Raw genomic sequence first — 14,511 nt, 5'->3', positions numbered from 1 at the left:
TACTCGAGCTAGAAGAAGTGCACATAACAGAAAACTGGCAGCGAGGCCGTATTGTCAGCCTCCGTCCAGCGGCTTGATAGGGGAGTAACTATGAGCGAATCTTCGCGGCGTTTCCGTAAATCAACGTCTACTGGCATCGCAGCATCGTCTGTGATCGCGCTCGCCCTAGGGGGCATCAGCGTCGTCGGCCCGGGCCCGCTGGCACCAATTGCTGCTGCGGCGGAATTCACCGGCGGTATCCGCGATAAGTCCGGCGCGGTGGAGAAGGACGCGCAGAAGGCCTCGGACCTTCCGGCCGGTTCGTGTGTGGTCTATGAGAATTCCCCGAGCGGCAGCCAGGCGGGGTTTAGTTGGGACACCCTGGAGCCGAGTGCGACCAGCTCCTCGAAAACCCTGTGGGGCCTGAGCGTCTCCTTTGATAACTCGAAGGACCGCACGTTCGCGGATTGGCACTTCACCAATACGGGTAACCTTGGCGCACTCTTGAATACCGGCGAGGTGCCTTCCATGGAGGCCGGCCAGACCTTCCTTGACAAGAGCGTCACTCACAAGGCCGACGAAAGCATCGTCATTGATGGTTTTCGCGTACAACGAAACCTGAATATCTTCGCAGAGATGACCGAGGAGAAGGTCAAGCAATTCGCTTCGGCCACTGCCGACAATCCCGTGCGCTACGCCTGGCAGGGGAACTACACGAAGGGCCATAGTGGCAATCTCTATGCCACCAAGGGCTCCAGCGCTGCTTTTGGCGCTACTGTAAACCCGTGGCCGAGCGAGAACATCGAATGTAACCCCATCACGGTGTCGTGGGAGGACTTCGGGAAGCACGTGATCGTCCCTGGTGAGGAAACCAAGGTCGGTACCGTTAACATTCCTGCTGTGCAGAACGGCGGCACGGACGATTCAATGTCGCGCATGCTTGTGGAAGCCTACGACGGCAACGGCAAGTTCATCGGCACCACTGACCCGTCCGTCTCCGGCGGTGAGCAGCTGTTGCGCGTCGACGAAGCGACCGGCGACATCTACTTCACCTGGCCTGAATACCGTGGTACCGACCGGGCGACCGACAAGAACGTGAACTTCTCCGTTCTGGCGAAGCCACGTACCGTCGACCAGCTCCAGAATGCCGCTGAAAACAACATCGGCGAAGAAGGCAAGACCTTCGACAGCTCGAATTCGCTGACGCGCTATAACACGGCGAACGTGATCGACTCGAAGGCGTTCTCCTTGGACGACACCGAGTACCACTCCCCGAGGTACGACAAGACCGACGCTTCGATCATCTCGGGCGTCGACAGCGCGACCGGCCCGCTGGCCACCGAGCCACAGAAAGTCACCTTCACCCAGACCCCGGACCTGATTAAGGACCTGGCGAAGGAGAAGGGTGAAAATGGCTTCGAAGCCAAGGTCGAGCTGGATGAGAAGTACGTCTACGACGGCTGGTCCGTTGAGATGGACGAGAACTACAACGTCACCGTCACCGCTCCGGAGAACCCGAAGCCGGGTACGTTCGCCCGACCGACAGTCACCGTCGAGTACTCGAACGGTTCCACCGATGTTCTCGAGCTGCTCGTCGTCGTCGACCCGAACAACACCCAGGTCACTGACCTGGTGCGCCCGGGTCTGACCAAGGGCACCATCGGTGACGACCTCACCGCACAGGTCGGCACCAAGTCCATCATGAAGGGCCACAAGCCGGTTCATCCGGCAGAGTTTGAGGTCGACCCGTCCACTGTCCCTGAAGGTTGGACCGTCACCGTTGATGAGACGGGCAAGGTCACCGCGAAGGCGGACGACACCGTTGCACCGGGCACCATCATTACCCCGCTGGTGAAGGCGACCTACCCGGATGACACCACCGATGAGATCGAGACACAGTTCCAGGCGATCGTCGACATCAAGATCCCCGATTACGATACGGTGACCAATAAGCCCGGAAAAAACGTCTCCCTGTTGCCGACGCTTCCGGAGCGTGGCCTGAGCGGTAACACGAACGATGAAGCACCGAAGCGCTACACCTTCGAGGACGGCAAAACGGAGTACACCCACACTGACGACAGCGGTACGTGGACCGTCAAGATCGACGAGAACACTGGCGAGATCACCACGAAGATCCCGAGGACCGCACCCGAGGGCTACATCCTGAACGTCCCGGTGCTCGCGTACTACGACAACGCCGACAAGCCACAGCAGGTCAAGGGCACTGTCGTTGTACTCAAGAGCGATATTGCTCCGACCTACGACGTCAAGGTCACCGGCCCGAACCAGGCTGTGGAACACCACGTTCAGGACGCCCCGAAGGGGTCGACGTTCTCCTTCGGTGCTGACGACAATGGCGAGCCAATCACCGAGCAGGATGTCGACGGCTGGAAGTACAAGGTCGACCCGAACACCGGTGTCGTATCTTCCACCCCGCCGGCAGACGCTAAGCCGGGTGACAAGAACACCGTCAACGTCACCGTTAAGACCCCGGACGGCTCTACCCCCGAGGTCCCTGTCACCACGGTGGTGAAGCTGACCAACAATTGGGAGGCGGAGCCGACATACCCGGTTGAGACCGTGTACCCGGGCGAGACCGCTACGCTGCCGGTCGCTCTCGACAAGCCGGACAACGTCAACGTCGCGAAGGAAAACCCATACAAGTTGGGCGATGCTCCTGCCGGTTGGACCGTCAGCATTGATGACAACGGCCAGATCACCGCAACCGCACCTGCGGATGCGAAGCCCGGTGACCAGGTCAAGATCCCGGTTACTGTGACCTACGAGGACGGCTCTACGGATAACGCTTACGCTGTGGTGAACGTCGTCGACGTTCCGACACGCGAGCTTCCGTTCAAAGTCGAGTACAAGTACGACGACTCCATACCTGCCGGCGAGTACAAGGTTGAAACCAAGGGCGCGCCGGGCGAGGAGAAGCAGAACAAGGACGGCACCTGGGAGCAGACCACGGCACCGACCAACGAGGTCGTTCTCGTCGGCACCAAGCCGGCCGAGAGCGCCAAGGATGTGACCTGGAAGGTCCCGATCCCGTACCCGACCGAGGTCCGCGAGAACCCGGACCTGGCACCTGGCGAGACCAGGGTTGTCCAGGAAGGCGCGAACGGCGAGAAGACCTACACAGCCAAGTTCACTGCTAAGGGCGACAAGGCCGAGGTAGCTGAGGAGGAGACCACCAAGGAACCGGTCAAGCGCATCATCGAGTACGGTCCGCGCCTGGATCCGAGCGAGCTGGTGACCAAGACCGAGAAGCCGATTCCGTTCACGACCAAGGTCGTCTTCGACAATACCCTGGAAGAGGGCAAGCAGGTCGTCGATCAGCAGGGCGAGCTCGGCACTGAGGTTGAGACCTCCACCCAGAAGATTGTCGACGGCAAGCCTTCCGGCGAGCCGACCGTCACCTCTGAACGCACCAAGGAACCGACCGAGCAGATCATCCGCGTTGGCACCAAGACCACTGGTGAGACCACAAAGACCGTCGAGTCTGAGGTTCCGTTCGGTGTGAAGATCGAGTACGACCCGAATATGCCGGCTGGTACCTCCGAGGTTGTCACCGAGGGCAAGCCGGGTAAGAAGACCACCACGGTGACCCAGAAGGTCACTAACTCCCAGCCGGATGGCGAGGCCACCGTTGAGGAGAAGATCACCGAAGATCCGGTGGATCAGGTGATCAAGGTCGGCACCAAGCCGTCCGAGACTTCCGAGAAGGTTGAGTGGAAGGCACCGGTGCCGTTCGAGGTCGAGACTCGTCCGAATCCGGAACTGAAGCCGGGTGAGATCAAGGTTGTCCAGAAGGGCGAGCCGGGTGAGAAGACCTACACCGCTGACTTCACCTCCAAGGGCAACGATTCCTCTGTGACCCCTGAGGAGAAGCAGACCAAGGACCCGGTCAACGAGATCATCGAGTACGGCCCAACCTCTCCGGATCAGACGCTGACGTCGACAACGACCCGCGAGGTCGCGTTTGAGACTGAATTCATCGTGGATAACACGGTGCCAGTTGGCCAGACCAAGATCGAGCAGCCTGGTGAGAAGGGCGAGGAACTCATTACCTCTACCCAGAAGATCAAGGACGGCAAGCCGGATGGCGAGCCGAGCATCACCATCGAGGAGACGAAGGCGCCGAAGAAGCAGATCGTCCGTGTCGGTTCCATGACCGACGGCACGTATGAGCTGGAAGAGAAGCTGCCGATTCCTTTCGACACCAAGGTTGAGTACGACCCGGAGATCCCCGCCGGTGAGTACAAGATCGTCACCAAGGGCCAACCTGGTGAGAAGACGACCAAGATCACCCAGAAGATCGAGAACAGCAAGGTCGTCGATGTCACCCGCGGTGAAACGACCAACTCTGAACCGGTCACCGAAGTGATCAAGGTCGGTACCAAGCAGCCAACTGCGTCCGACAAGGTCGAGTGGAAGGAACCGATCCCGTACCCGACCGAGCTGCGCGCGAACCCGAACCTTGCTCCAGGCGAAGTTCGGACTGTCCAGGAAGGTAAGGACGGCGAGGCAACCTACACGGCGACCTTCACGGGGGCCAGCGGCGAGGCTGCAAAGACCGAGGAATCCGCTCGCACTGAGCCGACTCCGCGCATCGTCGAGTACGGCCCAGGTCTTGATGACAACGAGCTGGTGTCGAAGACGACTCGCTTGGTTGAGTTCGAGACCGAGATTATCGAGGACCCGAACCTCGAAGAGGGCAAGCAGGTCATCGAGCAAGGTGAGTTCGGCGAGGAGATCGTGACCACCACGCAGAAGCTTGTCGACGGCAAGCCGTCCGGCGAGCCTGAGGTAACGACCGAGCGCACGAAGGAACCGAAGAAGGCGATCATCCGCGTTGGCACCAAGAAGGCTGAGCAGCCGACGCCGCCGACTGACCCGACTGACGAGCCGGAACAGCCGGAGGAGCCGACGCCGACACCGTCGCTGCCGCCGAAGGAGGTAGAGCTGCCGTTCACCACGAAGATCATCTACGACGAGACGCTTGAGCCAGGCGAGGAGGTCGTGGACCAGGAGGGCGAAAACGGCAGGATCGAGGTGACTGTCGAAAACGGTCAACCTTCCGTGAAGACAACCAAGGAGCCGGTCCAGCGGATCGTCCGCGTCGGCACCAAGCCGCCGGCGGACGTTGAGTGGGACGAGCGAATCCCGTTCGAGGTGAAAGTCAAGCTTGACCCCACCATCCCTGCCGGTGAGCACAAGGTCGAGCAGCAAGGCAAGCCGGGCCTGGTGCACCACAAGTCTGATGGCTCGGAAGAGACCCTGCTTGAGAAGCAGGACCACGTCATCCTCATCGGCACGAAGAAACCTGCCGATGAGCCGGAGGATCCGACGCCGACCCCTGACGAGGGCATCGAGATCGACGTCCGCTACACCACCAGGGTTATTTTCGATCCGAACCTGGAGCCAGGCGAAGAGGTCGAGGACGTTGCAGGCAAGGACGGCAAGTACGTTGTCAAGATCGTTGACGGCAAGCCTGTCGCCGAGCTGGTGGAGCAGCCGGTCGAGCGTGTGGTCCGCGTTGGCACCAAGCCGCCGGCGGGTACTAGCTGGTCGGAGGAAATCTCCTACGACTACGAGGTCGTAGAGGATCCGAACCTGGAGTCGGGCAAGCACGAGATCGTGCAGCCTGGCAAGCCAGGCGAGCGGATCCACCGCGAGGACGGCAGCGTCGGCGAGGTTCCTGCGCAGAAGCTCATCATCAAGGTGGGCACGAAGAAGACGGAACCGACTGAGCCGAGCGTTCCGGCTGATCCGCAGGATCCGTCCAAGAGCTCGTCTGAGAAGGCGAAGCGCTGCGTCGCCAACGCGTTTGCGGCGAACAGCCCGATCCTGTGGCTGCTGCCGATCGGCCTGCTGGCCGGTGTTGGCTACGGCGTGAACGAGGCGTTCGGCCCGCAGATCCAGCAGGCGGTTGGTCAGCTCAACCGCCGCGTGCAGGAATCCCTGCCGGAGAACAACTTTGGCCGCGGTGGCCACGGCCACAACTTCGAGCAGCCCGAGTGGATGCGCGAACTGCAGGCGCAGGCGAACGCCATTAACCGCCAGTTCGCTGGCTACGGTGAGCAGCTGCAGCCGCTGGGCATCGCGCTTGGTGCCATCGCCGCGCTCAGCCTCACCGGCGTGCTGATCGCGCAGGCCTGCCGCGAGGAGGGCTTTGACAACGGCATGACTGTGCTGGGCTCCTCGGAGCGCATCACGTCCTCTGAGAAGGATGGATCTTCCGAGCAGAAGTAATCCGCGCTAAGCACAAGTAAAGGGCGCTACCCGGCTACTCGGGTAGCGCCCTTAATTACGTTTTTGTAGTCACCTAAAGTTCATCTGGGTTTTCCGTATTGGAAATTTGCTGGATTTATGGTGTGTGGCGGTTGAACAACCATGCAATTTTCTTGGCTTTTCATGTGAAGGAACCCCACATGCGTATTCCGTTTAAAACTCTGACCGCCGTGGTCAGCGCTTCCGCGCTGGCTCTGGCGAGTCTCCCCACAGCTTCCGCCGCACCGGCGGAGCAGAACTTTAACGGCAAAGAGTCCTGTGTGACCCTTGATGCTAAAGGCAACTTGGTGCACGTCCCGCAGCCGGGGGATTGCACCCAGTTTGGCAAGGGCGGGCAGGGCAACACCGACGCCCAGGCCCGCAACGTGATCTTCATCCTGGGCGATGGCATGGGCCACCAGGAGATCACCGCAGCGCGTAACTACCTCAAGGGTGCGAACGGCCGCTTCGAGGGCCTGGACGAGCTGACGGCTTCGGGTGCGTACACCACCTTCGCCGTCTCCCAGGAGGGCAAGCGCCAGTACGTGACCGACTCGGCGGCGTCCGCCACCGGCTGGTCCACCGGCGCGAAGACCTACAACGGTGCGCTCTCTGTCGACGCGGCGGGCACACCGCACGAGAACCTGATTGAGATGGCGAAGAACGCCGGCATGCGCACCGGCAACGTCTCCACCGCCGAGATCCAGGACGCCACGCCGGGCGCGATGCACTCGCACATTTCCCAGCGCGGCTACTACGCGCCGTCGGGCGAGAAGAAGGTCGTGCAAGGCAAGGAGGCGCGTGAGAACGGCGGCCTGGGCTCGATCTCCGAGCAGATCATCGACACCCGCGCGGACCTCACCCTTGGCGGCGGCCGCAAGTACTTCGACACCGAGGTGCAGGCGGGCGGCGAGAACCGTAACCCCTTCCTCACCGAGAAGCACGACGGCGGCGCGGAGTGGGAAGCCGGCAAGACTGTGCGCGAGAACGCGGAGGCCAAGGGCTACACCATCGTCGATGACAAGGCTGGCCTCGACGCGGTCACCGTGGCTAACCAGGACGCGCCGGTCCTCGGCCTGTTCAACGACGGCAACATGACCCGCCGCTACGAGCAGACCGTCCCGGGCAACGCCACCGACAAGGAGCCGGAGACCTGCACCCCGCAGGACACCGGCAACGAGCCGACCGCGGCGGAGATGACGAAGAAGGCAATCGAGCTTCTCGACGACCCCTCGTCCGACAAGGGCTTCTTCCTCCAGGTGGAGTCCGCCTCTATCGACAAGGCGGACCACGCCGCTGACGCCTGCGGCATGATCGGTGAGACCGAGCAGATCGACGAGGTCATTAAGGAAGCCCTCGACTTTGCCAAGAAGGACAAGAACACGCTCATCGTGGTCACGGCTGACCACGCGCACACCGCAGAGATCGTGCCGGACGGCCGTCCGTCGGTATCCGCAGTGACCCGTCTGAAGTCGCAGAAGGACGGTGGCGCGGTGATGTCCGTCGGCTTCGGCACCCAGCCGTGGTCCATCAATGAAAGCGGCGAGCTGGAAACCAAGTCGATGATGCACACCGGCACCCAGGTGCGCATCGCTGGCTTCGGCCCGGGCTCCGAGAACGTCAACGGTCAGCTCGACCAGACTGACGCTTTCTACGTCATGGCGAACGCGCTCGGCCTCAACGGCGGCACCGAGGGCGGTCAGGATCCGTGGGAGATCAACAAGGGTAACAAGGTCATGTCGCTGGCTACCCGCTCCAAGGCGAAGCAGGGCGACCAGCTGTGCTACCTCGTCTCTGAAGGTGCCGCACCGAAGGTCGGCGACTGCGCCCAGTTCGGCACCGCCGGTCAGGGCATCGATAACGCGAAGGCGAAGAACGTCGTGCTGCTGATTGGCGACGGCACGGGCGACTCCGAAATCACCGCCGCCCGCAACTACCTGAAGGGTTCCGCGGGCCGCTTCGACGGCCTGGACAACCTGGACTACACCGGCTACCTGACCACCTTCTCCCTGGACAAGGAGACCGGCCTGCCGAACTACGTCCCGGATTCCGCCGCGACCGGCACCGCCTGGAACTCTGGTGTGAAGGCCTACAACGGCGCGATTGGCGTCGATAACAAGGGCAAGCCGGTTGCTACCCTCGGCGAGCTGGCCAAGGCGAAGGGTATGAAGATCGGTAACGTCTCCACTGCGGAGATCCAGGACGCCACCCCGGCGGCCTTTGCCGCACACGCGCTTGATCGCTCCTACTACGCGCCGTCCGGTGATAAGAAGGTGGCGCAGGGCGAGCAGCTGCGCGAGAACGGCGGCCTCGGCTCCATCTCGGAGCAGATCGTCGACCTGCGCGCCGACGTCACTCTCGGCGGCGGCCTGAAGTACTTCAACACCGAGGTCGTGCAGGGCGGCCAGTGGGGCGAGGACGGCAACACCTGGACCGCAGGCAAGACGGTGCTGGAGAACGCGAAGGACAACGGCTACCAGGTCGCGACCAATCTTTCCGAGCTCAACGCCGTTGACAAGGCGGACGCAGAAAAGCCGGTGCTGGGCCTGTTCTCCGAGGGCAACATGCCGCGTACGCTGAACCAGTCCATCCCGACCACCGACGGCGGCGACATGGCTCCGGCAACGTGTGTGGCAAACCCGGAGTTCACCGCTGAGACCCCGCGTCTGGCAGATATGACCACCAAGGCGCTGGAGCTGCTGCAGAATGACAAGGGCTTCCTGCTCCAGGTCGAGTCCGCCTCCCCGGATAAGGCCGACCACGACGCAGACGCCTGCGGCCTGATCGGCGAGGTCGGCCAGCTCGACGAGGCCGTCCAGGCCGTGCAGCAGTGGGTGGAGAAGACCGGTGAGGAAACCCTCATCGTCGCGACCGCAGATCACGCGCACACCGCGCAGATCACCTACGAGGACAGCAACACCGCTGGCCGCGTGACCCAGCTGACCACGGTCGAAGGCTCCACCATGGCGGTCAATTTCGCCACCTCTAAGACCAACGAGGACGAGGACGCCCTCGGCGGCCAGCAGCACACCGGTGCCCAGTTGCGCGTCGCAGCTTCCGGCCCGGGTGCGGCCAACCTGACCGGCCAGATCGACCAGACTGACCTCTTCTTCGCCAGCCTGAACGCGCTCGGCATCGACCCGATCAACCACGACCTCACCTTCGAGAACAAGATGAAGCAGGTCGACGAGCAGCCGGGTACCACCACTGGCTCCTCTGCCGAGTCGCCGTGGCTGATCGCCGTGCTGACCATCGCGGGCCTGGCCGGCCTGCTGTCCCTGATCGCCCTGCTGCTGCCGCAGCAGGTAGATAGGGTGCTCGGCTCGATCGCCAAGCTCTAAGCGCTACTTACTTGCCCAGCATCGGCAGCTTCGGCAGCTTCAGGCCGAGCTGTGGCAGGGCAAGCAGCCCGAGCAGCGCCAACAGCGCTGCGACGACCCCACCGATGATGGCCGGAACGTTCAGATCCGGCTTCGCGGTGGGGTACTCCACATTCGCCTGGGTGCCCTTGGCGCAGGCTGCGGCAGCGGCCACGTCGGCGTCGCTAAGCTGCATCTGCTTCATCGCGACCTTCCCGGCAGGCGTGGCGGACCAGGCGTCGTACAGTGCGGCGTCGCTCTTCGCGACTGCGAAGGGCAGTTCGACAGGCTTCGTCTCGGGGCCGACGTGCCAGGAATCCGTGTTGATGTCCTCGAGCGTGCGCTCTGTCGTCGGTTGGGTCTCCTTCAGCGTTTTCTGCGCGCTCGCGTACTGCTCGGCGAGCTGGGCGGGCAGCACCTTGGTCAGGTCTGCTTCCTCGCCCTTGAGTGCCTTCTCGTTTTCTGTGATGACGCCGGGGTAGACCGACTCGACCGCGGCGATGAAATCGCGGGCTTGCTCGTGCTCGCCGATGGCCTTGGACTCGTCGAAAAGCGTGGAGATGAATTGCTTCTCGCCGGCATTGAGGGTGACCGCGCAGGTGCCGTCCTTGTCCTTCGCGGCGACGGTCGCGGCGTGGGCGGGTGCGGCAAACGCGGAAAGTGCGATTGCCGACGCGGCGATGCAGGCGGTGAGACGTTGCATGATGTCCTCCTTGGTTTAAGGGGTGGGTATGTACAACCCAAAGTGTGCAGGACCCCGTGTTGCGAGAGCGTAAACGCGGGAAAACTAGCGCCCGCCGAAGAGCTCCGCCACCGCGGCGCGGTCGACCTTACCCGGGCCGAGCTGGGGGAGTGCGGGGATAGGTCGCAGTTCTTTTGGCACCTGCCAGCGGGGCAGGTCCTCGAACGCGTCCATGAGTTCGGCCACTTGGGCGGAGCCGGTGTAGGCGGCGCAGATGCGCTGGCCGAAGCGCTCGTCGGGCACGCCGACAACGCAGGCACCGGTCACGCCGGGCTGGGCGAGCAGAAAGTGCTCGAGCACCTCCGGTTGAAGCTTGAAGCCTCCGGAGGAAATCACGTTGTCCAAGCGGCCTTCCACGGTGAGTGTGCCGCCATCGATGTGGCCGGCGTCGGAGGTAGTGAACCACTGCTGGCCTTCGGCGTCAGTGGTAAAGGGGTTCGGCTGCACGTTACCCCGGTAGCCTTTGGCCACCATGGGGCCGCCAAGGATAATGCGGCCCCCGTCGACGCGTACGCGCGCGCCCGCGATCGGGGTGCCGTCGTAGACGCAGCCGCCCGCAGTTTCCGAGGAGCCGTAGGTGGTTACCACGTTGATCCGGAGCTTCTTCGCGGAGTCGAGGAGGCGCGGGTTGGTGGCGGCGCCGCCGACGAGGACGGCGGTGAAGCGTCGTAAAGCATCGATGCCCTGCAACGTCGAGGTGGCCTTGGCCAGCTGGTGGGGCGAGATGGCGGTGTAGCAGCGCTCACCGGTGTCCGCGAGCTCCTCGGCGCGCTCGTCGAACTCGTTGATGCTGAAGCCGCGGGAAAGATCCAGGTAGGCCGGCTCGACGCCGGCGACCATGCTGCGCACCAGCACCTGGATCCCCGCGATGTAGGCAGCGGGCATGGCGAGCAGCCACTGGCCCTGGCCGCCGAGTGCCTGGTGGGTCGCATCCGCGCTGGAAATGAGATTCGTAGGCGAAAGCATCGCGCCCTTGGGACGGCCCGTGGACCCGGAGGTGGCGACGACGAGGGCTACGTCATCCTCGATAGGCTGGCCCACGCCCTGCGTGTTGCGCAGCAGGTCCGCGCGCGCCGGGTCGTCGGCGGGCACGGGCAAAAGCGCGCGCTGGCCGGTGAGCGCCTCCTCGAGGGCGGGCATAATCGCCAGCGGGTTCGCGGGGTCGACAGACAGGATCTCAAGGCGCTTGGTCACGGAAATAGCCTAGCAGTGCTTATGTCGCTTTATGATTCGGTGATTCATAAAGAGGTATAAAGGTGGCATGCAGCCCAGCCCGTACACCCCAGGCGAAATCGCGCCCGAAGTCTTCGGCCGCGAGCAGATCCTCGAAGACATCCGCCGCGACCTCGCCTTCATCATCGTCGAGCCGCGCTTTGTCGGCCGCATCCACGTCTTCGCCGGCCCGCGCGGCGTGGGCAAAACGAGCCTGCTGCGCGCCGCGCAAGCCGACGCCGCGGCCAAAGGCTTCGACACGCTCTGGGTCACCGCGGGCGACGGGCCGCTGCTCGGGGCGCTCGTGGAGGCGCTCGAAGAGGTCTCCAGCACCTGGCAGGGCTCGCTTGTCGACGCCCTGCGCACCCTCATCAAATCCGCAAAAGTCGAGGTCGCCGGCGTCTCCGTGAGCGGGGCGACCCCGCCCACGCAGCCAGAGGCGGGCAGCCAGGGCCGCCGGCTGCAAAAGCTGCTCGCCGCCGCAGGCGAAGCGGCGCGGCAACGCTCCCGCGGGCTCATCCTGTTCATCGACGAGATCCAAAGCGCAGACGCCGAGGGCATCAAAGCGCTCGCCTACGCCTGGCAACATATGCAGTCCGAGCAGCGCGACCTGCCCATGGCCGCCTACACCGCCGGCCTGAGTCACACCCAGGACGTGGTCACCGACGCGGTAAGTTTTGCCGAACGCTTCGGCTACCAACACCTGCACAACCTCACCCACGCGCAGGCAGGCGACGCACTAGCCAGCCTCGCCGCGGCGAAGGGAGTCCGCTGGTCCGCCGACGCACTCGAGGCCGCACTCGGGTTCGCGGGCGGCTACCCCTACTTCATGCAGGTGATCGGAGATGAGGCGTGGCGCGCCGCCGGCTTCCCCGGGCCCGGCACTGTGCTGGAGGTGCCCCAGGTGGAAGCGGCAGGCGAGGGCTTCAACCAGATGCGCCAAACCTTCTTCCGCGCCCGCTGGAAGAAGGCCACCCCCGCCGAGGCGCGGATGCTGCGCGCCATGGCGGCGGCCGGCGAGTCCGTCGGCGACGGCCCCGTCAAGCGCAGCGCGATCGCCGAAGCAATGGGGCGCGATTCCAACGACCTGAGTATGGCGCGACGCTCCCTGCTAGACAAGGGGCTCATCGACACCTCCAGCCACGGCTACCTGGAGTTCACCGCGCCGGGCTTCGCCGAGTTCGTCCGGGGGCTGTAGGCGGTGCGGTTGCGTACGGTCGACGCAGTTCTCGCCACACTTGCCGCAGTGCTGGCGCTGGTGTACACCGCCGGCGCGTGCGCGGACCCGAGTGACGTGTTCGGGTGGGTGCAGGCCCTGTTGTCCTGGGGGTTCGTGGCGGCGTTCGGGGTGCTGACGATGCGGGCGAAGTGGGCGTCGATAAGCATGATTGCCCTGAATGCGGCCTGGTCCGCGGTGTGGATCCTTGCGCCGGTTAACCTTGGCTACACAGCGTGGGTGCTCGCCGTGCCGGTTGCGGTGTTTGTGGCGCGCAGGTTTGCTGGCAGGCACTTTGCGGTCGGCGTGCTCGTCACAGCGTTGGCGTGGTCGCTGGCCTCGCCGTTTATGTGGACGTGGGACGAGAGCCTTGTCCTGTTCTACCGACGCGGAGCCGACGCGCTGCTCACACTCGCAGCGCATTGGTCCGTGTGCGTGGTGGCGTACCTGGTAGCAGCGAATCTGGTCCAGGAGGAAGCGGCGAGGCGAGAGCGGTTGCGCACGGCGCGCGAAGCGGAGCGACTGGCCATCGCCGGCGACATTCACGACCTGCTCGGGCACACGCTCACGCTGATACGGGTGCAGGCGAACGCAGGGCTTGCGGCCGGGAACGAGCGTGGGGCGCTGGAACAGATCAGCGCGGAGGCAGGCGAGGCGCTCACGGACATCCGCCAGCTCGTGCGAGGACTGCGTAACGAGGGCGTCGTGCGCTCGCCGACCGCTGGTCTGGAGGAGCTTCCGGAGCTTATACGGCGTTTCCGGGAAGCGGGGGTCAACGTGTCGCTTGAGGGCACCCTGCCGCAGGTCCCCGCCGTGAGCAGCGTGGCTGCTTACCGCATCGTCGCCGAAGCCGTGACCAACGCCGCGCGCCACCAACAGGACCCGGAGGTGCGTGTGCGAGTCGATGCGGGGCAGCGGTGCACCGTGACCATCACCTCGACCGGGCCGATCCGTCCCCGCCCCGGCACCGGAACCGGTTTGGAGGGGTGCCGCGAGCGCGCGGAGAGCGCAGGTGGCACGCTTGAGACCATGCAGCATGGAAACACCTTTACTGTGCGCGCGGAGCTGGGCCGATGATTCGCATCTTGCTTGCCGACGATCAACCGCTCCTCCTCTCCGCCCTGTCCACCATCCTGTCCACGCAGCCGGATTTGGAGGTGGTTGCCACAGCAAAGGACGGGGCCCAAGCGGTGGAGCAAGCGCGGGCGCACCGCATCGACGTGGCGGTGATGGATATCCGTATGCCGGTGCTCGACGGGATCGCGGCTGCCTCTGCAATCCTGCCTTTAGGCACGCGCGTGATGATGCTGACCACGTTTGACGACGACGCGCTGATCCAGTCCGCCATCGCCGCCGGTGTCCACGGCTTTATGCTCAAAGATGCGGACCCGGACGTACTAGCGGACGCGGTACGCACCGTCGCGAGTGGCGAGTCCGTCCTGGCCAGCGGAGTAACGGGGCGCGTGATGCAGTGGGCTCGCGAACGGAAAGGCGAGCCGCCGGTCCGGTCGTTGCTCGACGGGCTCACTGCCCGCGAGCTGGACGTGCTCGCCGAGGTCGGCCGCGGGGCAACCAACGCCGAGATCGCGCAGCGGCTCTTCATTGCCGAGACCACCGTGAAGACACACGTGTCCAGCCTGCTTTCCAAACTGGACGCGCGCGACCGGATCGCGCTCGTGCTCATCGCGCAGCGCGCCGGCATCTCCTCCCACGGGAGGAGCTAAGTTCCG

General features: G+C 64.0%; 7 protein-coding genes. 5 read left to right on the top strand and 2 right to left on the bottom strand.

All coding sequences use genetic code 11. The features are described from left to right. Positions 1 to 90: 90 nt before the first annotated feature. Both M3G14_RS09275 and M3G14_RS09270 read left to right on the top strand, forming a co-directional pair. Positions 91 to 6,234: a G5 domain-containing protein gene (locus tag M3G14_RS09275; RefSeq protein WP_259926244.1), complete on the top strand. Its 6,144-nt coding sequence runs from the start codon at positions 91 to 93 to the stop codon at positions 6,232 to 6,234. Between the two features lie 179 nt (positions 6,235 to 6,413). Further along, on the top strand, positions 6,414 to 9,593 hold the full coding sequence (locus M3G14_RS09270; protein ID WP_259926243.1) for an alkaline phosphatase: 3,180 nt from the start codon (positions 6,414 to 6,416) through the stop codon (positions 9,591 to 9,593). A gap of 7 nt (positions 9,594 to 9,600) precedes the next feature. Here M3G14_RS09270 and M3G14_RS09265 read toward each other — a convergent pair whose 3' ends face one another. Together M3G14_RS09265 and menE are read right to left on the bottom strand one after the other, a co-directional pair. Beyond that, positions 9,601 to 10,314, bottom strand: a complete 714-nt coding sequence (locus M3G14_RS09265) for a hypothetical protein (protein ID WP_259926242.1) — start codon at positions 10,312 to 10,314, stop codon at positions 9,601 to 9,603. An 84-nt stretch (positions 10,315 to 10,398) separates the two neighbouring features. Further along, positions 10,399 to 11,547 carry an o-succinylbenzoate--CoA ligase gene (menE, locus tag M3G14_RS09260; RefSeq protein WP_259926241.1) on the bottom strand — a complete coding sequence of 383 codons (1,149 nt, stop codon included), beginning with the start codon at positions 11,545 to 11,547 and terminating at the stop codon, positions 10,399 to 10,401. 67 nt (positions 11,548 to 11,614) lie between these two features. On the opposite strand from menE, the gene M3G14_RS09255 reads away from it, so the two are divergent. From M3G14_RS09255 to M3G14_RS09245, 3 genes are read left to right on the top strand one after another with little or no spacing between them, the layout of a single operon-like run. Continuing rightward, positions 11,615 to 12,763 carry an ATP-binding protein gene (locus M3G14_RS09255; protein WP_259926240.1) on the top strand — a complete coding sequence of 383 codons (1,149 nt, stop codon included), beginning with the start codon at positions 11,615 to 11,617 and terminating at the stop codon, positions 12,761 to 12,763. A gap of 9 nt (positions 12,764 to 12,772) precedes the next feature. Then, on the top strand, positions 12,773 to 13,858 hold the full coding sequence (locus tag M3G14_RS09250; protein ID WP_259926239.1) for a sensor histidine kinase: 1,086 nt from the start codon (positions 12,773 to 12,775) through the stop codon (positions 13,856 to 13,858). Beyond that, complete coding sequence (locus M3G14_RS09245) at positions 13,855 to 14,505, top strand: response regulator transcription factor (RefSeq protein WP_259926238.1); 651 nt, start codon at positions 13,855 to 13,857, stop codon at positions 14,503 to 14,505. The genes M3G14_RS09250 and M3G14_RS09245 overlap by 4 nt, the downstream gene beginning before the upstream one ends. Positions 14,506 to 14,511 lie beyond the last annotated feature (6 nt).

It is taken from the genome of Corynebacterium sp. p3-SID1056 (assembly GCF_025152525.1).
Classification (GTDB): domain Bacteria; phylum Actinomycetota; class Actinomycetes; order Mycobacteriales; family Mycobacteriaceae; genus Corynebacterium.
Note: the sequence above shows the minus strand (reverse complement) of the source record. Positions and strands in the feature narration are given on the sequence as shown.

Coding starts and splice junctions, on each gene's coding strand:
- M3G14_RS09275 (WP_259926244.1), top strand. CDS start 91: ATGAGCGAATCTTCGCGGCGTTTCCGTAAATCAACGTCTACTGGCATC.
- M3G14_RS09270 (WP_259926243.1), top strand. CDS start 6,414: ATGCGTATTCCGTTTAAAACTCTGACCGCCGTGGTCAGCGCTTCCGCG.
- M3G14_RS09265 (WP_259926242.1), bottom strand. CDS start 10,314: ATGCAACGTCTCACCGCCTGCATCGCCGCGTCGGCAATCGCACTTTCC.
- M3G14_RS09255 (WP_259926240.1), top strand. CDS start 11,615: ATGCAGCCCAGCCCGTACACCCCAGGCGAAATCGCGCCCGAAGTCTTC.
- M3G14_RS09245 (WP_259926238.1), top strand. CDS start 13,855: ATGATTCGCATCTTGCTTGCCGACGATCAACCGCTCCTCCTCTCCGCC.